5 protein-coding genes are annotated in these 26357 nt (G+C 69.5%); all 5 read left to right on the top strand.

Features of this window, described 5'->3' with window-relative positions:
* Positions 1-198 precede the first annotated feature (198 nt).
* Positions 199-13140, top strand: coding sequence for a DUF4347 domain-containing protein (locus V5B60_RS20595; RefSeq protein ID WP_332349790.1), 12942 nt, complete (start codon positions 199-201; stop codon positions 13138-13140).
* A 269-nt stretch (positions 13141-13409) separates the two neighbouring features.
* Complete coding sequence (locus tag V5B60_RS20590) at positions 13410-15746, top strand: tetratricopeptide repeat protein (protein WP_332349788.1); 2337 nt, start codon at positions 13410-13412, stop codon at positions 15744-15746.
* The gene (locus V5B60_RS20585; RefSeq protein ID WP_332349786.1) at positions 15743-16831 is read left to right on the top strand and encodes a TIGR03032 family protein; all 1089 of its coding nucleotides are present in this window, start codon (positions 15743-15745) and stop codon (positions 16829-16831) included. Before V5B60_RS20590 ends, V5B60_RS20585 begins: the two co-directional genes overlap by 4 nt.
* Positions 16832-16962: 131 nt before the next feature.
* Positions 16963-18804, top strand: coding sequence for an FG-GAP-like repeat-containing protein (locus tag V5B60_RS20580; RefSeq protein ID WP_332349784.1), 1842 nt, complete (start codon positions 16963-16965; stop codon positions 18802-18804).
* Positions 18805-18839: 35 nt separating this feature from the next.
* Positions 18840-26063: a beta strand repeat-containing protein gene (locus V5B60_RS20575; RefSeq protein WP_332349782.1), complete on the top strand. Its 7224-nt coding sequence runs from the start codon at positions 18840-18842 to the stop codon at positions 26061-26063.
* The last annotated feature ends 294 nt before the right edge of the window (positions 26064-26357 follow it).

The raw sequence follows: 26357 nt of genomic DNA, 5'->3' as shown, positions 1-26357 counted from the left end.
GTGCAGTCGACTCGCGACCGCGTCAACGCGGCCGCCGTCGGCTGTTGCGGGGCTCGCCATGTATGAAGAAAATGACCCGCCCAGCCGAACGGTAAGCCGCTGCTGTCCGCGCAACTCGCCGCCCACTGAAGTGGACACAGATATCGTTGATTGCTACCATCCGCTCGTCTATTCCACAAGAAGAAAAAGGAGACTCGCGTGACCACTTTCGACCTTTCCAGCGGCATTGCCGCGACTGCTGGCGCGCTGACCGAGGGGCGGTGCGCGGCCAACGCGACGGACTCCGACGTCGTGGCGAGCCGGACGGCAAACGACAATGGCGTTGCCGCAACCGGCGTGACGACCAGCGTTGCCTTCATCGACAGCCGTGTGGCCGACCATCAGCAGCTGATCGCCGGCCTGGAGGCCGACAGCGAGTGGCGGCTGGTCGATGGCGACAGCGACGGGCTGGCGCAGGTGCAAGCCGCGCTGGCCGGCCGCAGCGGCCTGGACTCGATTCGCATCCTGGCTCACGGCCGTCCCGGCACGCTGCTGCTCGGCGCGAGCGAGCTGACCCGGGAGACCCTCGATGCGCAGGCGGAAGCGCTGGCGACGATCGGCCAGGCGCTCGCTGCGCGCGGCGATGTCCAAATCTACGCCTGCGAAGTGGGACAGGGCGATGCCGGGCGCGCCTTCGTCGGGGCCTTGACCGAAGGTATCGGGGCGCCGGTCGCCGCCGCGTCGGCGCCGCTGGGCGATGCGCGCCTCGGCGGTGAATGGCGCCTCGATGTCGGCGAGCTACGTGGCGCGCTGCTGCACCGGCCGCAATGGCACGGCCTGCTCGGGCTGACGGTGACGCCGCAGCCGCCCGTGTCGGCAGAGCGGAGTGCCGGGGAGTTCCGTAACGGGTCTGCCTTTGCGGCGCTGCGGGCCGATGGCTCGGTGGTCACTTGGGGATACGGCCCCTGGGGCGGCGACAGCAGCGCGGTGGCGGCGGCGCTCGATGGCAGCCTCGACGTCACGCAGGTCTTTTCGACGTGGCACGCCTTTGCGGCGCTGCGCGCCGATGGCTCGGTGGTCACTTGGGGAGACAGCGGCTACGGCGGCAACAGCAGCGCGGTGGCGGCGGCGCTCGATGGCAGCATCGACGTCACTCACGTGTTCTCAACCAGAGAAGCCTTTGCGGCGCTGCGCGCCGATGGCTCGGTGGTTACCTGGGGATTGGCCCTCTCTGGCGGCGACAGCAGCGCGGTAGCGGCGGCGCTCGATGGCAGCGTCGACGTCACGCAGGTCTTCTCGGCGTACGACGCCTTTGCAGCACTGCGCGCCGATGGCTCAGTGGTCACCTGGGGAGACATCGACTATGGCGGCGACAGCAGCGCGGTGGCGGCGGCGCTCGATGGCAGCATCGACGTCACCCAGGTCTCCTCAGCGGACTACGCCTTTGCAGCACTGCGCGCCGATGGCTCGGTGGTCACCTGGGGAGGCGGCGACTATGGCGGAGACAGCAGCGCGGTGGCGGCGGCGCTCGATGGCAGCATCGACGTCACGCAGGTCTTCTCAACAGAACGGGCCTTTGCGGCGCTGCGCGCCGATGGCTCGGTGGTCACCTGGGGAGACAGCGCCTATGGTGGCGATAGCAGCGCGGTGGCGGCGGCCCTCGATGGCAGCATCGACGTCACCCAGGTCTTTTCGACGAGCGAAGCCTTTGCGGCGCTGCGCGCCGATGGCTCGGTGGTCACCTGGGGAAGCAACGGCCCCTATGGCACCCGTGGCGGCGACAGCAGCGCGGTGGCGGCGGCGCTTGATGGCAGCATCGACGTCACGCATGTCTTCTCAACAGAAGGGTCCTTTGCGGCGCTGCGCGCCGATGGCTCGGTGGTCACCTGGGGAGACAGCTCCGATGGCGGCTACAGCGGCGCAGTGGCGGCGGCGCTCGATGGCAGCATCGACGTCACCCAGGTCTTTTCAACGAGCGAAGCCTTTGCGGCGCTGCGCGCCGATGGCTCTGTGGTCACCTGGGGAAACAGCGGCCTTGGTGGTGACAGCAGCGCGGTGGCGGCGGCGCTCGGTGGCAGCATCGACGTCACCCAGGTCTTCTCGACGCCATACGCCTTTGCGGCGCTGCGCGCCGATGGCTCGGTGGTCACCTGGGGATACAGCGACTACGGCGGCAACAGCAGCGCGGTGGCCAGCCAGCTCACCAACGTGGTGAGCATCGCCAACCCCTTTACCAACGATGTGTATGTGGCTGCAGCCGCCCCACCGGCAGCGCTGTCCGCCATCGACCTGTCCGACATCGCCACCGGCATTGGCGGCTTCGTCATCAACGGCCAGTGCGCCGGTGACACCAGCGGCTTGAGCGTTGCCGGTGCCGGCGACATCAACGGCGACGGCCTCGACGACCTGATCGTCGGCGCGCCTTACAGCTCCCCCCCAGGACGCAACGAGGCAGGGCGCAGCTACGTCGTCTTCGGAAAGACCGGCAGTACCGCGATCGACCTCTCCGCGATAGCCGCTGGCAGCGGCGGTTTTGTGATCAACGGCCAGTGTGCAGGTGACGTGAGCGGCAAGAGCGTCGCCGCAGCCGGCGACCTCAACGGCGACGGCCTCGCCGACCTGATCGTCGGCGTGGGCAGCGTCGACGCTGCTGGTGGGCCCAACGCCGCGCGCAGCTACGTCGTCTTCGGCAAGAGCGGCGGTGCCGCCGTCGAGCTCTCGGCGATCGCCAACGGCGCTGGTGGCTTCGCGATCAACGTCGAACAGCCTGACCAGCAGTCGGAAGTCAGCGTCTCGGCGGTCGGTGACGTCAACGGCGACGGCCTCGCCGACCTGATCGTCGGGCGCCCGGACCTCAATGCCGGGCGCAGCTACGTCGTCTTCGGCCAGACCGGCAACGCGACTGTCGAACTCTCGGCGATCGTCAATGGCAGCGGCGGCTTCGTGATCGACGGCCAGTTCGGCGGCGACTGGAGCGGCGGCAGCGTCGCTTCAGCCGGTGACGTCAACGGCGACGGGCTGGCCGACCTGATCGTCGGTGCCGACAGCCATACCCCGGGCGGGCGAGTCGAGGCTGGAAGCAGCTATGTCGTCTTCGGCAAGAGCGGCGGCACTTCCGTCAGCCTGTCGGCGATCGCCAACGGCAACGGTGGCTTCGTGATCAACGGTCAATGCGCCGGGGATAACAGCGGCTACAGCGTCGCCGGTGCCGGCGACGTCAATGGCGACGGCCTCGCCGACGTCATCGTCGGCGCCTATCACAGCGGCCTCGCCGCCGGCCTTGACGCCGGGCGCAGCTACCTCGTCTTCGGCAAGACCACAACGGGCGCCATCGAGCTCTCGGCGATCGCCAACGGCAGCGGGGGATTCGTGATCAACGGCCAGTGCGCCGGCGACGCCAGCGGTCACCGCGTAGCAGGAATCGGTGACCTCAATGGTGACGGCCTGACCGACCTGCTGGTCGGTGCGTATGGCGGTGACCCCGCTGCCGGCAGCAACGCCGGGCGCAGCTACCTCGTCTTCGGCAAGACCACTGGCGGCGTGGTGGACCTCTCGGCGATCGCCAACGGCAATGGCGGCTTCGTGATCAACGGCCAGTGCGCGGGTGACTACAGTGGCGGCAGGCTCGCCGGTGCCGGTGACGTGAACGGCGACGGCCTCACTGACCTGATCATCTGCGCGCCGTTTGCCGATCCCGCAGCAGGCAACGAGGCCGGCTGCAGCTACGTCATCTTCGGCAGCACCAGCGGCGCTTTCGCCGCCAGCGCCGTCGACCAGCTCGGCAGCATCGGCAACGATACGCTCACCGGCAGCGCCACAGCCGAGACGCTGGTCGGCAACGCCGGCAACGACACGCTGACCGGCAACGGCGGCCCCGACGTCCTTTACGGCGGCGCTGGCGACGACAGCTTCGTGCTCAACGCCAGTAACATCGCCGCGCTGGCGACCGGCGTCACCGGTAGTCAAGTCGGCCGCATCGACGGCGGCACCGGCATCGACACCATCACCCTCGCCGGTAGCGGCCTCGCGCTCGACCTCACCACCATCGCCAACCAGGGCGCGAGCACCCCCGGCAGCCAGTCGCGCATCGAGTCGATCGAACGCATCGACCTCAGCGGCAGCGGCAACAGCACGCTGACGCTGAACGTCGGCGACATCCTCGACATGGCCGGGATGAACCTGTTCAACAACGGCAACGGCTGGAGCGGCCTCGGAACCATCGTGCCGAAGCATCAACTGGTCATCGACGGCGACGCTGGCGACACGGTCCAAGTCAATGGTGCCTGGACCAATTCCGGCAGCACGGTCAGCAACGGTGGCCATACCTACGCCGTCTTCAACGCCGACACCGCCGCAGCGCAACTGCTGATCGATACCAGCGTCGGCAGCAATCTCGCCGCGCCTCCGGTTGCGTCGATCGATCTCTCAGCGATCGCCAATGGCAACGGCGGCTTCGTGATCAACGGCCAGAGCGCCGGTGACGCCAGCGGCTGGAGCGTCGCTGGCGCCGGCGACATCAACGGCGACGGCCTCGACGACCTGATCGTCGGCGCCCCTTACAGTTCTCCCGCAGGACTAAACGAGGCCGGGCGCAGTTACGTCGTTTTCGGCAGGACCGGCAGCACGGCCATCGAGCTGTCGGCGGTCGCCAGCGGCAGCGGCGGCTTCGTCATCAATGGCCAGAGCGCCGACGACACCAGTGGCTACAGCGTCGCGGCGGCCGGCGACTTCAACGGCGACGGCCTCGCCGACCTGCTCATCGGGCCGGACGACGCCCATGCATCACATGGCATAGCTGCCGGGCGCAGCTATCTGGTCTTCGGCAAGAGCAGCGGCAGCGCCATCGAGCTGTCGGCGATCGCCGCCGGCAGCGGCGGCTTCGTCATCAACAGCCAATGTGCCGGTGACTACAGCGGCCGCAGCGTCGCCGCTGCCGGTGACATCAACGGCGACGGCCTCGCCGACCTGGTCGTCGGCGCGCCCTATGGCGACTCGGCAGCCGGAGGCAACGCCGGCCGCAGCTATGTGATCTTCGGCAGGAGCGGCAGCTCGGCCATTCCCCTCTCGGCCATCGCCGCCGGCAACGGCGGTTTCGTGATCAATGGCCAGAGCGCCAACGACTGGAGTGGCTGGCCGGTGGCCGGCGCCGGTGACGTCAACGGCGACGGTCTGGCCGACCTGATCATCGGCGCGCGCCAGAGCGATCCGGCGAGCGGCAGCAATGCCGGGCGCAGCTACGTCGTTTTCGGCAAGAGCGGAAGCGGCGCCGTCGACCTCTCGGCGATCGCCACTGGCAACGGCGGCTTCGCCATCAACGGCCACTGTGCGGCGGACCTGAGCGGTGAAGGCGTCGCCGGTGTCGGCGACGTCAATGGCGACGGCCTCGCCGACCTGATCGTCGGCGTCCCCGGCAGCGACTCCGCGGGCGGCGCCGACGCCGGGCGCACTTACGTCGTTTTCGGCAAGAGCGGTGGTGGTGCGGTCAACCTCTCGGCAATTGCCAGCGGCAGTGGTGGTTTCGTGATCAACGGCCAGTCGGCCGGCGACGCCAGCGGCCTCGACGTTGCCGGTGCCGGCGACGTCAACGGCGATGGCCTGGCCGATTTCCTGATCGGTGCGCCTGGCAGCAATCCTGCGGGCGGTAACGACGCCGGGCGCAGCTACCTCGTCTTCGGCAAGACCGGCAGTGGCGCCATCGACCTGTCGGCGATCGCCAGTGGTACTGGCGGCTTTGCCATCAACGGCCAATGCAGCGGCGACAACAGCGGCCTCGGCGTGGCCGCGGCCGGCGACATCAATGGCGACGGCCTCGCCGACCTGATCGTCGGCGCACCCGCGAGCGATCCGGCAGCCCGCAGCGATGCCGGCCGCAGCTATGTCATCTTCGGCAGCACCAGCGGCGCTTTCGCCGCCAGCACCGTCGACCAGATCGGCGGCACCGGCAACGACACGCTCACCGGCAGCGCCACAGCCGAGACGCTGGTCGGCAACGCCGGCAACGACACCCTGATCGGCAACGGCGGCGCCGATGTCCTTTACGGCGGCGCTGGCGACGACAGCTTCGTGCTCAACGCCAGTAACATCGCCGCGCTGGCCGCCGGAGTCACCGGTGGTCAACTCGCCCGCATCGACGGCGGCACCGGCATCGACACCATCACCCTGGCCGGCAGCGGCCTCGCGCTCGACCGCACCACCATCGCCAACCAGGGCGCGAGCACCCCCGGCAGCCAGTCGCGCATCGAGTCGATCGAACGTATCGACCTCACCGGTAGCGGCAACAACACGCTGACGCTGAACGTCGGCGACATCCTCGACATGGCCGGGATGAACCTGTTTAACAACGGCAACGGCTGGAGCGGCCTCGGAACCATCGTGCAGAAGCATCAACTGGTCATCGACGGCAACGCTGGCGACACGGTCCAGGTCAATGGCGCCTGGACGAATTCCGGCAGCACGGTCAGCAACGGTGGCCATACCTACGCCGTCTTCAACGCCGCCGCCACCGCAGCGCAACTGCTGATCAATACCCGCGTCGGCAGCAATCTCGCCGCGCCGATCGATCTCTCAGCGATCGCCAACGGCAACGGCGGCTTCGTCATCAACGGCCAGTGCGCCGGTGACTGGAGCGGCCTCAGCGTTGCCACCGCCGGCGACGTCAATGGCGACGGTCTGGACGACCTTATCGTCGGCGCCCCGCACAGCTCTCCCGCGGGACGCAGCAGCTATGCCGGGCCCGGGCGCAGCTATGTCGTCTTCAGCCGGGCCGGCAGCACGGCCATCGAACTCTCGGCGATTGCTGCGGGCTTGGGGGGCGGCTTCGTGATCAACGGTCAATGCGCCGGGGATAACAGCGGCTTCAGCGTCGCCACCGCCGGTGACGTGAACGGCGACGGCCTGAGCGACCTGATCGTCGGCGCGCGCGCGAGCGATCCGGCGAGCGGCGGCAATGCCGGGCGCAGCTATGTCATCTTCGGTCGGACCGGCGGAATGGCCATCGATCTCTCGGTCATCGCCGCCGGCACCGGTGGCTTTGTGATCAACGGCCAGTGTGCGGGTGACTACAGCGGTTGGAGTGTGGCCGCGGCCGGCGACGTCAACGGCGACGGTTTTGCCGATTTGATCGTCGGGGCGCTAGGCGGCGACCCCGCGGGCCGCAGCGCTGCCGGGCGCAGCTATGTCGTTTTCGGCAAGAGCGACGGTGCGGCCGTCGGCCTCTCGGCGATCGCCGGTGGAAGCGGTGGATTCATGATCAACGGACAGTGCGCGGGTGATGCCAGTGGCGGAAGTGTAGCCGCGGCCGGCGACGTTAACGGCGACGGTCTGGCCGACCTGATCATCGGCGCACGCCAGAGCGACCCTGCGGGCGGAGGTCTTGCGGGCCGTAGCTACGTCGTCTTCGGAAAAAGCAGCGGTAGCGCAGTTGACCTTTCGGCGATCGCCAGTGGTTCGGGCGGCTTCGTGATGAATGGACAGTGTTTTTATGACCACAGTGGGTGGAGCGTTGCCGGCGCAGGAGACGTCAACGGCGATGGCTTGGCAGATCTGGTCGTTGGGGCGCCTTTCAGCAGCCACGCTGGCGGCAGCAACGCCGGGCGCACTTACGTCATCTTCGGAAAGACCGGTAGTACGGCCATAGATCTCTCGGCGATAGCCAACGGGGGCGGTTTTGTCATTAACGGCCAGAGTTGGGGCGACTGGTGCGGCGCTAGTGTCGCTGGCGCTGGCGACGTCAACGGCGACGGTCTTGCGGACCTGATCGTCGGTGCCTATCGCAGCAGCCCGTATTCCGCCAGTACTGGGCTAGGGCGAACCTACGTGGTGTTTGGCAAAACCGAGAATCACGTCGTTGATCTTTCGGCAATCGCTTTAGGATCCGGCGGTTTCGTCATCGACGGCCAGTGTGCCGGTGACGTGAGCGGCCGCAGCGTTGCCGCAGCCGGCGATATCAACGGCGACGGACTTGCCGACCTGGTCGTCGGCGCCCCCTATGGCGACCCCGAGGGCCGCAGCGATGCCGGCCGCAGTTACGTCATCTTCGGCAGCACCAGTGACGCTTTCGCCGCCAGCGCCGTCGATCAGCTTGGGACTTCTGGCAACGACACCCTCACCGGCAGCGCCGCCGCCGAGACGCTCGTCGCCGGCGCTGGCAACGACACGCTGATCGGCAACGGCGGCGCCGATGTTCTCTACGGCAGCGCCGGCGACGACCGCTTCGTGCTCAATGCCAGCAATGTCGCTGCACTGGCAAGCGGCGTCACCAATAACCAACTCGCCCGCATCGACGGCGGCAGCGGCGTCGACACCCTGGCCCTGACCGGCAGCGGCCTCACCCTGGATCTCACTACAATCGCCAACCAGGGCGCCAGTACCCCAGGCAGCCAGTCGCGCATCGAGTCGATCGAACGTATCGACCTCACCGGCAGCGGCAACAACACGCTGACGCTGAACGTTGTTGACGTCCTCGACATGGCCGGCATGAACCACTTCAACAACGCCACCGGCTGGACCGACGGCACCTACAACCTCGCCGCCGGTGGCGCCAACGGCGTGAACCCCGAGCAGCGCCATCAACTGGCCGTGCTCGGCAACACCGGTGATGCCCTTGTCTTGCCCGATGCCACCAACTGGAGCAACGCAGGCACGGTCAACCACGGCGGCCGCACGTACGCAGTTTTCAACCATGGTGCTGCAGCAGCACAAATCCTGATCGACAGCGCACTGGACCTCGGGTTGACGGGTACCGCCGGCAACGACGCGCTCTCGGGCGGGGCTCGCGACGATACGCTCTCGGGGGGGGCTGGCAACGACACGCTCGACGGAGGGAATGGCAACGACTTGCTGAATGGTTCTCTCGGAAATGACCTCTACCGTTACGTCCTGGGATCGGGTCACGACGTCATTACGGATTCGGGCGGAGTGGACACCCTCGAGCTGGACGACTCCGCCGGCTATCACGAGTGGGATCTCTACCGCAGCGGCAACGATCTGGTCGTGGAGTTCTACGGGCAGGGACGGATCACCATCAAGGATCAGTTTCTCGCGGCCCCGATCATTGAGACCATGACTTTCTCCGATGGCGACCCGCCGTACACCTTCTCCAATTCGCTGAGCGGTTCACCAGGAAACGACGTGCTGATCGGAACGTCTTCCGGCGAGGCCATCAATGGCGGGAGCGGCGATGACTTGATCTTTGGAAACGCGGGCAATGACACCCTTTCCGGAGGCGACGGCGACGATGAAATCCTGGGCGGCAGTGGCGCTGATTTCCTCTTCGGAGGCGCTGGCGACGACGATCTTGACGGGCAGGGCGGACAGAGCGTCATTGATGGTGGGGACGGGGATGACTCGGTCAACTACACCCGCGAGTCCGGTGGCATCGTCATCAATCTCAGCGGGGTGACGCAAAACGTCCACGGGCATGTGCTGGCTGATGGACGGGTGTTGCACGCCGACGGAATCACCGAAGACACGCTGATCAGCATCGAAGATGTCGATGGGACGCAGTTCGCGGACGTGTTTTACGGGGGATCCGGTTCCCGCGAGTTCTCGGGAGGTGCCGGCAATGACACCTTTGTCGGGGGAACCGACGCCAATTCCCGGGTTGAGGTCGAGGACGACGGCGGCCCGCTGGCAGTCATCGTCAACCTGAGTAACACGAGCATCACCGTCGGTGGCGTAACGGTTGCCAGCAGGACGGCGCGGGATAGCCATGGCGACGTCGATACCTTTGTCCTCTCCGCTGGACGGCTCGATATCGGTGGCTCAGACCATGATGACTACATCCGCGGTCGGGACGACGCCGGTACATGGATCGACGGAGAAGCGGGCAACGACACCATCCAGGGTGGCGCTTCCTGGGATGCGGTTGAATATGATGCCGACCCCGAAGAGGGTGTAATCTACGGGGCGATTGTCAATCTCTCGGCAAGCAGCATCACGGTCGCTGGTGTCTCGGGTTATGCCGCAAGCGTGACCGTTGCGGCCAATCAGGCGCGCGACTGCTCCGGTGACACCGACACATTGACCAGCATCGAAGGTGTCGACGGCTCGGATCTCAACGATTATCTTGCTGGTTCGAGCGACGCCAATTGGCTGCACGGTGGCGAGGGCGACGACACGCTGGTTGGTGGTGCAGGTGACGACTATCTCGACGGCGGCTCCGGCAACGACACCGTCAGCTACCATTACGGCGTCAGCGGCAGCGGCGTCAGCGTCAGCCTCGCCATCGCCACCCCGCAGGCCACCGGCGGCTCGGGCAGCGACACCCTGATCGCCATAGAGAACCTCACCGGCTCCGCCTACACCGACACCCTCGCCGGCGACGGCGGGGCGAACGTTCTCAACGGCGCGCAGGGCGACGACAGCCTCGACGGCGGGTCCGGCAACGACACCCTCGACGGTGGCGAAGGCAACGACCGCCTGTGGGGCGGTAGCGGTGCCGACAGCCTGACTGGTGGTGACGGCTCCGACCAGTACTACATCGATCACGCCGGCGACAGCGTCACCGAGACCAACGCCAACCCAGCCACCGGCGGCACCGACCAGGTCTTCAGCTCGCTCGCCGCCTACACCCTCGGCGCGAACGTCGAGAACGGCCGCATTCTTGCCGCCGGCATCGCCAGCCTCACCGGCAACGGCCTCGACAACCTTCTCTACGGCGGCAGCGGCAACAACCTACTTGACGGCGCCGGCGGCAACGACACCGCGAGCTACCTCTACGGCGTCAGCAGCGGTGTCAGCGTCAGCCTCGCCATTGCCGGCGCACAGGCGACCGGCGGTTCCGGCAGCGACACCCTCGTCGGCATCGAGAACCTCAGCGGCTCGATCCACGCCGACACCCTTGGCGGCGACGGCAACGCCAACCGGCTCGAAGGCGCCAATGGCAACGACACCCTGGCCGGGGGCGCCGGTGACGACACCCTCGACGGCGGCCTCGGTGCCGACAGCCTGATCGGTGGTGATGGTTCCGACCTCTACCACGTCGACCACGTCGGCGACAGCGTCAGCGAGACCAACGCCAATCCCGCAAGCGGCGGCATCGACCAGGTCTTCAGCACCTTGGCTGCCTACACGCTCGGCGCCCATGTCGAGAACGGCCGCATCCTCTCGATCAGCGCCGCCAACCTCAGCGGCAACGCCCTCGACAACCTACTCGGCGCCGGCACCGGCAACAACCTCCTCGACGGCGCCGGCGGCAACGATACCGTCAGCTACCTCCATGGTGTCAGTGGCCGCGGCGTCAGCGTCAGCCTCGCCATCGCCGGCGCACAGGCCACGGGCGGCTCCGGCAGCGACACCCTGATCGCCATCGAGAACCTCACCGGTTCGGCCTACGATGACACCCTCACCGGCGACGCCAACGCCAACCGCCTGAGTGGCGCGCAAGGCAACGACTTCCTCAATGGCGGCGCCGGCAACGACACCCTCGACGGCGGTGCCGGCAACGACCGCCTCTGGGGCGACACCGGTGCCGACAGCCTGGTCGGCGGCGACGGATCCGACTCCTACTACGTCGACGACGCCGGCGACAGCGTCAGCGAGACCAACGCCGACTCGGCAACCGGCGGCACCGACCAGGTCTTCAGCTACCTCGGTGCCTACATCCTCGGCGCCCACGTCGAGAACGGCCGCATTCTGGCCACCGGCGCCGCCAACCTCAGCGGCAACGCCCTCGACAACCTCCTCGACGCCGGCACTGGCAACAACCTCCTCGACGGCGCCGGCGGCAACGACACCGTCAGCTACCTCTACGCCGTCAGCGGCAGCGGCGTCAGCGTCAGCCTCGCCCTTGCCGGCGCGCAGGCGACCGGTGGCTCCGGCAGCGACACCCTCACGGGAATCGAGAACCTCACCGGTTCGACCTACGACGACACCCTCACCGGCGACGGCAACGCCAACCGCCTCAGCGGCGCGCAGGGCAACGACTTCCTCAATGGCGGCGCCGGCAACGACACCCTCGACGGCGGCGCCGGCAACGACCGCCTCTGGGGCGGCACCGGTGCCGACAGCCTGCTCGGCGGTGACGGCTCCGACTTCTACTACCTCGACCACGCCGGCGACAGCGTCAGCGAGACCAACGCCAACCCCGCCACCGGCGGCACCGACCAGGTCCTCAGCTACCTCGCCAGCACCACCCTCGGCGCCCACATCGAGAACGGCCGCATCCTCGCCACCAGCGCCGCCAACCTCATCGGCAACGCCCTCGACAACCTCTTCGACGCCGGTACCGGCAACAACCTCTTCGACGGCGCCGGCGGCAACGACACCGTCAGCTACCTCTACGCCGTCAGCGGCAGCGGCGTCAGCGTTAGCCTCGCCCTCAGTGGCGCACAGGCCACCGGTGGCTCCGGCAGCGACACCCTCGCCGGTATCGAGAACCTCACCGGATCGACCTACGACGACACGCTTACCGGCGACGCCAACGCCAACCGCCTCAACGGCGCGCAAGGCAACGACTTCCTCGACGGCGGTTCCGGCAACGACACGCTCGACGGCGGCGCCGGCAACGACCGCCTCTGGGGCGGCACCGGTGCCGACAGCCTGGTCGGCGGCGACGGCAACGACTCGTACTACGTCGACAACGCCGGCGACACCGTCAGCGAAAGCAACGCCAACCCCACCAGCGGCGGCATCGATCTCGTCTACAGCTCGCTGTCGGCCTACACCCTCGGCGTCCACATCGAGAACGGCCGCATCCTCGCCACGGGCGCAGCGAGCCTGACCGGCAACGCCCTCGACAACCTCCTCTACGCCGGAGCCGGCAACAACGTCCTCGACGGCGCCAGCGGCAACGACACCCTGAGCTACCTCTACGGCGCCAGCAGCGGCGTCAGCGTCAGCTTGGCGGTTGCCGGGGCGCAGGCCACCGCCGGCTCCGGCAGCGACATCCTCACCGGCATCGAGCACCTCGTCGGCTCGGCCCATGCCGACACTCTCACCGGCGACGGCAACGCCAACCGCCTCGAAGGCGGCAACGGCAACGACACCCTCGACGGCGCTGCGGGTAACGACACCCTGCTCGGCGGCTTCGGCAACGACAGCCTGGCGGGCGCCTCGGCGCCGACATCTTCCGCTTCGACACGCTCCCCAACGCCGCGACCAACCGCGACACGATCGGCGACTTCAACGTCCTCGACGACAGCATCGAACTCGAGAACCTGATCTTCAGCTCGCTGCCGAACGGCCCGCTGGCCGCCGGCTCGTTCCGCTCCGGTCCCGGCTTCAGCAGCGCCGCCGACGCCGACGACTACCTCGTCTACGACACCAGCAGCGGCGCGCTGTACTACGACGCTGCCGGCAACACCGGCGCCGGCCCCGTGCACATCGCGACGCTCACCGGCATCCCGGCGTTGACCAGTGCCGACTTCTTCATCACCTGAGGAGGCCCATGCGCAGCACGCCCTTCCATCACGCCCGCACACCGCGCGACCATGCGCACCGCTGACCCGGTCGCAGCGGGCGAGGGCGCGCCCGCTGCCGCAGCCGACAGCCCCTGGGCCGCCCTGCGCCAGACACCGCTCGACGCCGGCCTGTGGCTCGCGCTCGCGCGTGACTACCAGCGGCACGAACTGCCGTGGCAGGCCGCCTACGCCGCCCGTCAGGCGCTGCGCAGCGACCCCGGCGTACGCGCCCAGCTTGAAACACTGGCGCTTGGCGACCGGCACGACCCGGCCACGGGCGACGCCCAACTCGGCCAACCCCGCCTCGCGCACGCCGCCGCCCTCATCGAACGCTTCCGCGCGCGCACCCGAGAACGCCCCGACGACTGGCTGACCTGGCTCTACCTCGCCCGCCTCCACGACATGCGGGCCACAGAGCAGGCGGCCGCCGCCGACCGCGGCACCCGTGCGAACGCACCGCTCGCCGACCCCCCGACCACCCCCGGCGCCCCCGACCCCACCCCCGCCGACGCCCGCGACGCCGCACTCGCCCAGGCCCGCCAGCACGAAATCCTCCCCGGCGAAAGCCTGCACTGGCTCGGCGTCTGGCGGCTCAACGCCGGCGACGCCGCAGGCGCCGTCGACGCCCTGTCCGCCCTGATCGACAACCGCCCCCCGCGCTACGGCTCGCTGATGTACCTCGGCGAAGCCCTGCTGCGCAGCGACCGCATCGCCGCCGCCGAGACCGCCTTCAGCCGCGCCTCGCAGTCGGCCAACCCCGACTTCCTGAGCGACCTCGCGGCGCGCGTCTACGCCCACAACTACTGGCGCGAAGCGATCGCCCTCCTGCAGAAAGCGCTCAGTCTGCGGCCCGAGCACGTCCCCACCTGGCTCGCGCTGGCGCGCATCCAGTCCGAAGTCCACCGCCTCGCCGACTGCCGCGACAGCCTCGCGCGCATCGCCCGGCTCGCCCCCGGGCAACCCGAAGCCGCCCTGCTCAGCGCCGGCCTGCACGGCCGCCTCGGCGACGCCCGCAGCCAGCGCCTCGCGCAGCAGGAACTGCTGGCCGCCAACGACGACCCGCTGTCGCGGCTCGCCTCGAGCATCGCCATGACCGCGCTCTACGACGACAGCCTGACGGCCCGCGAAATCGCCGCGCTGCACCGGCAGCTCTGCGCCCCGATCGAAGCCGCGCTGCCCGAGCGCACCGCCTTCCCCAACCCGCGCACCACCCAGCGCCGGCTGCGCATCGGCTACGTCACCGGCGACCTGCACCGGCAGCACCCGGTCAACCTCTTCATGCTGCCGGTCCTCGGCCGCCACGACCACCGCCGCTGCGACATCACCGTCTACCACACCGGCCGGATGTTCGACACCTACACCCGCCGCGCGCAGGCCGCCGTCGACCGCTGGCGCGACGCCTCGCGGCTCGACGACCACGCCCTGCAGCGCACCATCATCGGCGACGGCATCGACCTCCTCGTCGACCTCGCCGGCCACACCGCCTCGCACCGCCTCGGCCTCTTCGCCCTGCGCGCCGCACCGGTACAGGCCACCTTCCTCGGCTACCCGCACTCGACCGGCCTTTCACGCATCGACTGGCTGATCGGCGACCCGATCGTCGCCCCCGCCGCGCACGCCGGACTCTTCAGCGAAGGCATCGCCCAGCTCCCGGACAGCGTCTTCTGCTGGGCGCCGGTCGACGACTACCCGCTGCCGCCACCGCGGCCGGCCGCCGCGCCGATCGTCTTCGCCTCGTTCAACAACGCCCTCAAGCTCTCGCCGCGAACCATCGCCCTCTGGGCGCAGGTCCTGCACGCCGTCGCCGGTTCCCGCCTCTGCCTGAAGGCCCCGTCGCTGCACGAGCGCCTCGTGCAGGACCGCCTGCGCGAATGCTTCGCCGCCCACGGCATCACCGCCGACCGCCTCGAGCTGCGCGGCCCGAGCGGACTCGCCGACATGATGCAGGAGTACGGCGCAGTCGACATCGCCCTCGACCCGACCCCGTACAACGGCGGCACGACCACCCTGCAGGCCCTCTGGATGGGCGTCCCGGTCGTCACCCTGGCGGGCGACAACTTCGTCGGCCGCATGGGCGCGAGCTTCCTCGCCAGCCTCGGACAGCACGACCGGATCGCCACCGATGCCGCCGCCTACGTCGCCATCGCCGCCCGGCTCGCCGCCGACCCGCAACTGCGCGCCGGACGCAACGCCCTGCGCGCGCACCTCAACGCCTCCCCGCTGTGCGCGCTCGAGCGCTGGGTCGGCGCGCTCGAGGCCCTCTACGCCCGCATGTGGGCCGCCTACGCCGAGGATCGCCCGATCCGGCTGCTCGCCGCCGAAGCGGCCCCGCCATTCTCCCAGCCAGCCACCCCGGAGCCGCGATGAACCCCGATCCGCACGACCCCCGCCTGCCCGACCCGCGCGACGCGGCCGCAGCGCAACAACCGGCGCTTGACATCAGCACGTCACGGCAGTTCGCCGCCTGGCTCGCCGAACAGCAGCTCTCGCTCGCGCTCACCACCTACCAGATCGGCAAACTGTTCCTGATCGGCCGCAAGCCCGAAGGCGAACTGTCGATCTTCGAACGCAGCTTCAACCGCTGCATGGGGCTGTGTGCGACCGCCAACGGCCTCTACCTCAGCAGCCTCTACCAGGTCTGGCGCTTCGAGAACGTCTTTACCGCCGGCGAACAGCAGGACGGCTACGACCGCCTCTACGTACCGCAGGTCGGCTACACCACCGGCGACCTCGACATCCACGACCTCGCGGTCGCTGGCGACGGCCGGCTGGTGTTCGTCAACACGCTCTTTGGCTGCCTGGCGACGCTCTCCGAGACGCACAGCTTCAAGCCGCTGTGGCGGCCGCGGTTCAGCAGCCGGCTGGCCGCCGAGGATCGCTGCCACCTGAACGGCCTGGCGATGCAGGACGGGCGTCCGGCCTACGTCACGGCGGTCAGCCAGTCCGACGTCGTCGACGGCTGGCGCGACCATCGTGCCGACGGCGGCGTCGTCATCGATGTCGCCAGCGACGAAGTGATCGCCGGCGGCCTGTCGATGCCGCATTCGCCGCGCTGGTACCGCGACCGGCTGTGGCTTTTGAACTCCGGCAGTGGCGAGTTCGGCTACGTGGACCGCGCCGCCGGCCGCTTCGTGCCGGTGACCTTTTGTGCCGGCTACCTGCGCGGCCTCACGTTCCACGGCGACTTCGCGCTCGTCGGGCTGTCGAAGCCGCGCCACAACCGGACCTTCAGCGGCCTGCCGCTCGACGACCGCCTGCAGGCGCACGGCGCCGAGGCGCGCTGCGCCGTGCAGGTGATCGACCTGCGCCGCGGCGACGTCGTGCACTGGCTGCGCTTCGAGGGCGTCGTCGACGAACTCTACGATGTCGTCACGCTGCCCGGCGTCCGCCGGCCGATGGCGCTGGGGTTCAAGACCGACGAGATCCGGCGGGTGCTGAGTATCGAGGGGTAGGGGAGGGCGGTGGCTCGCCCGCTGCGGGTTGCCCGGAGGCGGCAGCCAGCTGCGCCCGGGCCGGGAACCGGCGCCGGGCTTCCGGCCGGCCTTCTTGATTGATTGGCAACGGATTTCGGAGGGGTGCAGCCATGGGGATCGAACTTTCGGGCATCGCCGCGGGGATTGGCGGCTTCGTCATCAACGGCGAGTGCGGCGGGGATCAGAGCGGCTTCAGCGTCGCTGGCGCGGGCGACGTCAACGGCGACGGGCTGGACGACCTGATCGTCGGCGCGCCGCTGCGCGATCCGGCGACCGGTTCGTCCGCCGGGCGCAGCTACGTCGTCTTTGGCACGACCGATGGCGGCGCCATCGATCTGTCGGCCGTTGCTGCCGGCGTTGGCGGTTTCGTCCTCGATGGCCAGGGGAGCGACGACTGGAGCGGCCGCAGTGTCGCCGCGGCCGGCGACGTCAACGGCGACGGGCTTGCCGACCTCATCGTCGGCGCGCCGTACGCCGACGTCAGCGGGCGCAACGACGCCGGGCGCAGCTACGTCGTCTTTGGCAAGAGCAGCGGCAGCGCGATCAACCTCTCGGCGATCGCCGCCGGTAGCGGCGGCTTCGTGATCAACGGTGCGCTGGCCGACGATTTCAGCGGTCGCGCGGTGGGCGGTGCCGGCGATGTGAACGGCGACGGGCTGGCCGATCTCGTCGTCCGCGGCGGCGGAACCTACGTCGTGTTCGGCAAGAGCAGCGGCAGCGCGGTCGACCTGGCAGCGGTCGCCGGCGGCGGTGGTTTCGTCGTTCGTGGCCAGAATGCCGTCGACGGTGCGGGTTGGCGTGCCGCTGCGGCGGGCGACGTCAATGGCGACGGGCTCGCCGACCTGGTCGTCGGCGTGCCATACGGCGACTCGCCGGCGGGCGCGGCGGCGGGCCGCAGCTACCTGATCTTCGGCAAGACGGGCAGTGGCGTCGTCGATCTGTCGGCGGTCGCCGCCGGCGCCGGCGGCTTCGCGATCAACGGTCAGTGCGCCGGGGACTGGAGCGGCTGGCAGGTGGCGGTGGCTGGCGACGTCAACGGCGACGGACTCGGCGATCTGATCGTCGCCGCGCCCTACGGCGCTGGCGGGGTGGGCGGCGACTACGCCGGCCGCAGCTACGTCGTCTTCGGCCGGTGCGGCGCTGCGCCCATCGACCTGTCGGCGATCGCTGGCGGCAACGGCGGCTTCGTCATCGTCGGGCAGGCCGCCGGTGATTTCAGCGGCCGCGCCGTTGCCGCCGCCGGTGACGTCAATGGTGACGGCCTCGCCGACCTGATCGTGGGCGCGCCCGACGGCGATGCGGTGGCGGGAGACTCGGCCGGGCGCAGCTACGTCGTCTTCGGCCGGAGCGGCGGCGATGCGGTCGCGCTCTCGCGGGTCGCCGGTGGCATCGGCGGCTTCGTCATCGACGGCCGGTGCGCCGGCGACCGCAGCGGCGCGAGTGTCGCGGCGGCCGGCGACGTGAACGGCGACGGCCTTGCCGACCTGATCGTTGGCGCACCGGCAGCCGACCCGGCCGGGGCCGATGGCGGCGGTGCCAGCTACGTCGTCTTTGGCAGAACGGACGGGGCCTTTGCGGCGACCGCCGTCGATCATCTCGGCGGCAGTGGCGACCATACGCTGCCCGGAACGGCGGCTGGCGAAACGCTCGTCGCCGGTGCCGGCAACGACACGCTGATCGGCAACGGTGGCGCCGACGTCCTGTATGGCGGTGCCGGCGACGATACCTTCGTTCTCGACGGCGACAACATCGCCGCCTTGCGCGCCGGTGCGGGCGGCACGCAGTTGGCGCGCGTCGACGGCGGCCGCGGCATCGACACCCTGCGCGTCGCGGACGACGGCGTCGCGCTCGACCTCACCGGCATCGCCAGGCCGGGCGGGGGGCTCCCGGCAGCCTGTCGCGGCTCGAGTCGATCGAGCGCATCGACCTCAGCGCTGGCGACCACCTGCTGACGCTGAGCGTCGGCGACCTCTGTCATCTCGCCGGGATGAACAGCTTCAACAACGGTAGCGGCTGGAGCGGGCTCGGTGCGACGGTGCGCAAGCACCAACTGGTGATCGATGGCGACAGCGGTGACACGGTGCGGCTGACCGACGCTGCGCGCTGGAGCAGCGCGCTCGCCACGGTCAGCCACGACGGCCACGACTACCGGATCTACGAGGCCACCGCCGTGGCAGCGCAGTTGCTGATCGACGCCACCATCGCCAGCAACCTGCCGCGCTCGGTCATCGACCTCTCGGACATCGCTGCCGGCGAGGGCGGCTTCGTGATCCACGGCGACTGTGCCGGCGATCAGAGCGGCTGGCGTGTCGCCGCGGCTGGCGACGTCAACGGTGACGGACTCGGCGACGTGATCGTCGGCGCCTGGCTGGGAGACGCGGCTGCCGGTAGCGACGCAGGGCGCAGCCATGTCCTATTCGGCCGCAGCGGCAACGGTCCGGTCGACCTGTCGGCGGTTGCCGCCGGGATCGGTGGCTTCGTGATCAACGGTCACGGTGCCGGTGACCTGAGTGGTGGCAGCGTGGCCGCCGCCGGCGACCTCAATGGTGACGGCCTCGCCGACCTGCTGGTCGGCGCCTCGGCGGCCGATCCGGCGGCCGGCAGTGGCGCTGGGCGCAGCTATGTCGTTTACGGGCGGACGAGCGGCGCCGCCGTCGACCTGTCGGCGGTCGCCGCCGGCAGCGGCGGCTTCGTGATCGGCGGCCAGTGTGCCGGTGACCTCAGCGGCAGCAGCGTGGCTGCGGCCGGCGACGTCAATGGCGACGGACTCGCCGACCTGATCGTCGGCGCGCCGGCAGGCGACCCGGTTGCCGGCGGCGGGGCAGGGCGCAGCTACGTCGTTTTCGGGCGCAGCGGCAACGCGGCGATCCAGCTGTCGGCAATCGCTGCCGGTGTGGGTGGCTTCGTCATCAACGGCCAGTGCGCCGGCGATACCAGCGGCGCGAGCGTCGCCGCGGCCGGCGACGTCAACGGTGACGGACTCGCCGACCTGGTCATCGGCGCGCCGCACGGCGACCCCGCCGCGCGCACCGACGCCGGGCGCAGCTTCGTCGTGTTCGGCAAGACCAGCGGCACGGCGGTTCAGCTGGCGACGATCGCTGCCGGCAATGGCGGTTTCGTCATCAACGGCCAGTGTGCCGGTGATGCCAGCGGAGCAAGCGTCGCGCTGGCCGGTGACGTCAATGGCGACGGCTTGGCTGACCTGGTCGTCGGCGCGCGTTTCGGCGATCCGGCGGCCGGCGCCGGCGCCGGGCGCAGCTACGTCGTCTTCGGCAGGACTGGCGGCGGCACGGTCCAGCTCTCGGCCGTCGCGGCCGGCAGTGGCGGCTTCGTGATCAACGGCCAGAGTCTCGGCGACGCCAGCGGCTTCGACGTCGCGGCGGCCGGCGACATCAATGGCGACGGTCTCGCCGACCTGCTCGTCGGCGCACCGGCGGCGGCCAGCGGAGCAGGGCGCAGTTACGTCGTCTTCGGCAGGAGCGGCGGCGCCGTTGACCTGTCCGCGATTGCCTTGGGCAGTGGCGGCTTCGTCGTCAGCGGCGAGTCTCTGCAGGATCGCGCCGGCAGCAGCGTCGCGGCAGCCGGCGACGTCAACGGCGATGGTCTCGCCGACCTGCTCGTCGGCGCAGCGGACAGCGATCCGGCGGCCGGCCTTGCGGCCGGGCGCAGTTACGTGATCTTCGGCGGTACGGACGGCGCCTTCGCGCGCAGCCTCGTCGACCAGCTCGGCACCGCCGGCAGTGACACATTGACCGGATCGTCGGCCAGCGAGACGCTCGTTGCCGGCGCCGGCGACGATACGCTGACCGGCAACGGCGGTGCCGACGTCCTTCGTGGCGGCGCCGGTGACGATACCTTCGTCGTCAACGCCGGCAACCTCGCGGCATTGGCCAGCGGCGTCAGCGATGGCCGGTTGGCGCGCATCGACGGTGGCAGCGGTGTCGACACGCTCGCGCTCTCGGGCAGCGGCCTGACGCTCGACCTGACGGTCATCGCCAATCAGGGTGGTGGCACGCCTGGCAGCGCGTCGCGCCTCGAGGCCATCGAAAGGATCGACCTCACCGGCAGCGGCAACAACACGCTCCGCCTGAACGCCCGGGACCTCGTCGACCTGGCCGCGATCAACACCTTCAATGATGGCGATGGCTGGACGGGACTCGGTACGACGGTCGCCAGGCACCAGGTGGTCGTCGACGGTGACGCCGGCGACCGGGTCCACGTGCTCGGTGCCTGGGCATGGAAGGCAGCCGGCACGGTCAGTCATGGCGGTCGGCAGTACGCCGTCCATGAAGCCGACGGGGCAGCGGTGCAATTGCTCGTCGACGCCGACCTGCAGTCGAACGTGGGCGCGGTTGCGCTGTCCGACATTGCGGGCGGCAATGGCGGCTTCGTGATCCATGGCCAGGCTGGGAGCGACCAAAGTGGCAGCAGTGTCTCGGCGGCTGGCGACGTCAATGGCGATGGGCTGGCCGACCTGATCGTTGGCGCGTCTTACGCCGATCCGGCGGCGGGAGAGTCGGCCGGGCGAAGCTATGTCGTCTTTGGCACGACCGGCGGTAGCGCGATCCAGCTCTCGGCCGTCGCTGCCGGCAGCGGCGGCTTCGTGATCAATGGCCAGTGTGCTGGTGACCGGAGCGGCGGCAGCGTCTCGACCGCCGGCGACGTCAACGGTGATGGGCTTGCCGACCTGATCGTCGGCGCCGACCGGAGCGATCCGGCCGCGCGGAGTTCCGCCGGTCGCAGCTACGTCGTCTTTGGCAAGGCGGACGGGGGTGCCGTCAACCTGTCGGCGATCGCCGGCGGATCGGGTGGCTTCGTGATCAACGGCCAATGCACCTATGACTACAGTGGCCGGAGCGTCTCGGCGGCAGGCGACGTCAACGGCGACGGGCTTGCCGACGTGATCGTCGGGGCACTGGGTAGCGATGCAGCGAGCGGCGTGAGCGTCGGGCGAAGCTACGTCGTGTTTGGCAGGAGCGGCGGCAGCAGCGTCGATCTCGCGGCGATCGCCGGCGGCAACGGCGGCTTCGTCATCGACGGGCACCAGCCTGGGGACCTCAGCGGCAGCGCGGTTGCAGCCGCCGGTGACGTCAATGGTGACGGTCTGTCCGACCTGCTCGTCGGCGCGAGTTACGGCGATTCGGTGGCCGGCATCGACGCCGGGCGCAGCTATGTCGTCTTCGGCAAGAGCAGCGGCGACACCGTCGCCCTTTCGGCGGTCGCTGCCGGCAGGGGCGGCTTCGTGATCCATGGCCAGTCCGATCGTGACCGAAGCGGCTACAGCGTCGCCGCGGCCGGTGACGTCAACGGCGACGGCTTTGCCGATGTGGTCGTCGGCGCGAACCGGAGCGATCCGGCGGCGGGACTCGATGCCGGTCGCAGCTACGTCGTCTTCGGCCACACCGGCGGCGGTGCCGTCGACCTGTCGGCGGTTGCTGCCGGTACGGGCGGCTTCGTGATCAATGGTCAGGGCAGCGGTGACCGCAGTGGCGGCAGCGTTTCAGCGGCCGGCGACATCAACGGCGACGGGCTGGCCGACCTGATCGTCGGCGCGGCCGGGAGCGATCCGGTGGCGGGTCCGAATGCTGGGCGCAGTTACGTCGTCTTCGGCAAGACCGGCGGCGGTGCCGTCGATCTATCGGCGATTGCTGGCGGCAATCGCGGCTTCGTCATCGACGGCCAATGCTCAGGCGACTACAGCGGTCACAGCGTCGCGGCCGCCGGCGACGTCAACGGTGACGGGTTGGCCGACCTGATCGTCGGCGCGCACCGGGCCAGCGCGAATTCTGGGCAGAGTTACGTCATTTTCGGCAGCACCACCGGCGCCTTCGCGCAAACGGCCGTTGACCAGTTCGGCACTGCCGGTTCCGACACACTGTTGGGTTCGGCGGCCAGCGAGACGCTGGTCGCCGGTGCCGGCAACGACACGCTGATCGGCAACGGCGGTGCCGACGTCCTCTACGGCGGTGCCGACGTCCTCTACGGCGGCGCCGGCGACGACACCTTCGTCATCGACGTCGGCGACCTCGCGGGATTGACCGGCGGTGTCAGCCGGGGCCAGTTGGCCAGGATCGATGGGGGCAGCGGGATCGATACGCTTGCCTTTCGGGTGTTCATGGGGATCAGGCTGGCCGTGGACATCCCTGACATCTTCAACCTGAGGGCCATCGCCAACCAGGGTGGCAGCACTCCGGGCAGCGCGTCGCGCCTCGAAGACATCGAGCGCATCGATCTGAGCTGCAGCGACGACATCATCCTCGCACTGTCGGTCGGCGATGTCCTCGACCTCGCCGGCATGAACCACTTCAACAACGCCAGTGGCTGGAGCGACGGCAGCTACGACCTCGCTGCCGGCGGCGCACAGCCCGAAGCACGCCACCAGCTCATCGTCACCGGCAGCTCCGGCGACGAGGTCGCGCTGGTCGACGCCGCTCGCTGGAGCAACGCCGGCACGGTGACTCTCGACGGCGGTTCGTTCACTCCGCCTGGCCCTTGCTATCCCCCCTATCCGTCTTGCCGCACCTACATCGTTTACAACGGCACCACTTCGGCAGCGCAGATCCTGGTCGACAGCCGCGTGCGCGTGTCGCTGCTGGGTACTTCGAGTGCGGAGACGCTGGCAGGCGGCACGGGCGCGGAATGGCTCTATGGTGGCGACGGGGACGACACGCTGCTTGGTGGCAGCGGCAACGATGGCCTCTACGGTGGCGACGGGGACGACACGCTGCTTGGCGGCAGCGGCAACGATGGCCTCGACGGTGGCAGCGGCGCCGACAGCCTGCTCGGCGGTGACGGCTCCGACTCCTACTACGTCGACGACGCCGGTGACAGCGTCACCGAGACCAACGCCGATCCGGTAAGCGGCGGCATCGACCAGGTCTTCAGCCGCCTTGCCGCGTACACGCTCACGGCGCAGGTCGAAAACGGCGAAATCCATGCCAGCGGCGCCGCAGACCTCACCGGCAACGACCTCGACAACCTGCTCCACGCCGGAATCGGCGCGAATGTCCTCGACGGCGCCGGCGGTAGCGACACCGTCAGCTACTCGTACGGCGCCAGCAGCGGCGTCAGCCTCAGCCTCGCCATTGCCGGCGCCCAGGCGACCGGTGGCTCCGGCAGCGACACCCTGATCGCCATCGAGAACCTCGCCGGATCGGCCTGGGACGACACCCTGCGCGGCGACGCCAATGCCAACCGCCTCGACGGCGCGCAGGGCAACGACTTCCTCAATGGCGACGCCGGCAACGACACCCTCGACGGCGGTGCCGGCAACGACCGCCTCTGGGGCGGCACCGGTGCCGATAGCCTGATCGGTGGCGACGGCTCCGACTCCTACTACGTCGACGACGCCGGCGACAGCGTCGGCGAGACCAACGCCAGCCCGGCAACCGGCGGCACCGACCAGGTCTTCACCTACCTGGCCGCCTACACCCTCGGCGCCCACATCGAGAACGGCCGCATCCTCGCCACGGGCGCCGCCAACCTCGCCGGCAATGCCCTTGACAACCTACTCGACGCCGGGGTTGGCAACAACCTCCTCGACGGTGCCGGCGGCAACGACACCCTCAGCTACCTCTACGCCGTCAGCGGCAGCGGCGTCAGCGTCAGCCTCGCCATTGCCGGCGCCCAGGCCACCGGCGGCTCCGGCAGCGACACCCTGATCGCCATCGAGAACCTCGCCGGATCGGCCTGGGACGACACCCTGCGCGGCGACGCCAATGCCAACCGCCTCGACGGCGCGCAGGGCAACGACTTCCTCAATGGCGACGCCGGAAACGACACCCTCGACGGCGGTGCCGGCAACGACCGCCTCTGGGGCGGCACCGGTGCCGACAGCCTGATCGGTGGCGACGGCTCCGACTCCTACTACGTCGACGACGCCGGCGACAGCGTCGGCGAGACCAACGCCAACCCGGCAACCGGTGGCATCGACCAGGTCTTCAGCTATCTCGCCGCCCACACCCTCACCGCCCACATCGAGAACGGCCGCATCCTGGCGACTGGCGCCGCCAACCTCACCGGCAACGCCCTCGACAACCTCCTCGACGCCGGCACCGGCGCCAACCTCCTCGACGGTGCCGGCGGCAACGACACCCTCAGCTACCTCTACGCCGTCAGCGGCAGCGGCGTCAGCGTGAGCCTCGCCCTTGCCGGCGCGCAGGCGACCGGCGGCTCCGGCAGCGACACCCTCGCCGGAATCGAGAACCTCACCGGCTCCACCTACGACGACACCCTCACCGGCGACGCCAACGCCAACCGCCTCAACGGCGCGCAGGGCAACGACTTCCTCAACGGCGGTGCCGGCAACGACACCCTCGACGGCGGCGCCGGCAGCGACCGCCTCTGGGGTGGCACCGGTGCCGACAGTCTGGTCGGCGGCGACGGCTCCGACTTCTACTACCTCGATGACGCCGGCGACAGCGTCAGCGAAAGCAACGCCAACCCGGCAACCGGCGGTACCGACCAAGTCTTGAGCTACCTCGCCAGCACGATCCTCGGCGCCCACGTCGAGAACGGCCGCATCCTTGCCACGGGCGCCGCCAACCTCAGCGGCAACACCCTCGACAACCTCCTCTACGCCGGCGCCGGCAGCAACGTCCTTGACGGTGCCGGCGGCAATGACACCCTCAGCTACCTCTACGGCGCCAGCAGCGGCGTCAGCCTCAGCCTCGCCATTGTCGGCGCACAGGCCACCGGCGGCTCTGGCAGTGACAGCGTCGCCGGCATCGAGCACCTCGTCGGCTCGACCCATGCCGACACCCTGACCGGCGACGGGTTCGCCAACCGGCTCGATGGCGGCAACGGCAACGACACCCTCGCCGGCGGTGCCGGCAACGACACCCTGCTCGGCGGCCTCGGCAACGACAGCCTGACGGGCGGCCTCGGCGCCGACATCTTCCGCTTCGACACCCTGCCCAACGCCGCGACCAACCGCGACACGATTGGCGACTTCAACGTCCTCGACGACACGATCCAACTCGAGAACGCGATCTTCACCTCGCTCCTGAGCCCCGGCACCCTCGCCGCCGGTTCGTTCCGCGCCGGTGCCGGCATCAGCACCGCCACCGACGCCGACGACTACCTTATCTACGACAGCGGCGGCGGCGCGCTGTACTACGACGCCGACGGCAACACAGGCGCCGGTCCCGTGCAGATCGCCACGCTCGCCGCCGGGCTGGCGCTCAGCAATCTCGACTTCGTCGTCACATGAGGCATGACCTGTCCCGGCCGATAGCACAACGTTCTGCCGAGGCAGGACAGCGGGCGGTGAAATGCCGTTCTCCAGCGTGGACGGGCTGTCCCGTTGCCGAGCATCCCGGGCTGCCGACTGGCGGGCGAATCTCCTTGTAATTGGAAAGGACAAGTGCTTTACTGATGAGCATGGAAATCATCCTCGCGGGCGTGGTGCCGGCAGCGAATGCGACGCACCAATCTTCCCTCTCGCCGGGGTGATCGAGTCACCAGACCTGCCTGCCGTACATCGTCCTTGCTGCAGGTCTTGCGC

Source organism: Accumulibacter sp. (assembly GCF_036625195.1).
Lineage (GTDB): Bacteria > Pseudomonadota > Gammaproteobacteria > Burkholderiales > Rhodocyclaceae > Accumulibacter.
This window is presented reverse-complemented; position numbering and strand designations above follow the sequence as displayed.

Excerpts from the sequence above, each read along its gene's own strand:
- V5B60_RS20575 (WP_332349782.1), top strand. The coding sequence starts at position 18,840 with ATGAACAGCTTCAACAACGGTAGCGGCTGGAGCGGGCTCGGTGCGACG.
- V5B60_RS20580 (WP_332349784.1), top strand. The coding sequence starts at position 16,963 with ATGGGGATCGAACTTTCGGGCATCGCCGCGGGGATTGGCGGCTTCGTC.
- V5B60_RS20585 (WP_332349786.1), top strand. The coding sequence starts at position 15,743 with ATGAACCCCGATCCGCACGACCCCCGCCTGCCCGACCCGCGCGACGCG.
- V5B60_RS20590 (WP_332349788.1), top strand. The coding sequence starts at position 13,410 with ATGCGCACCGCTGACCCGGTCGCAGCGGGCGAGGGCGCGCCCGCTGCC.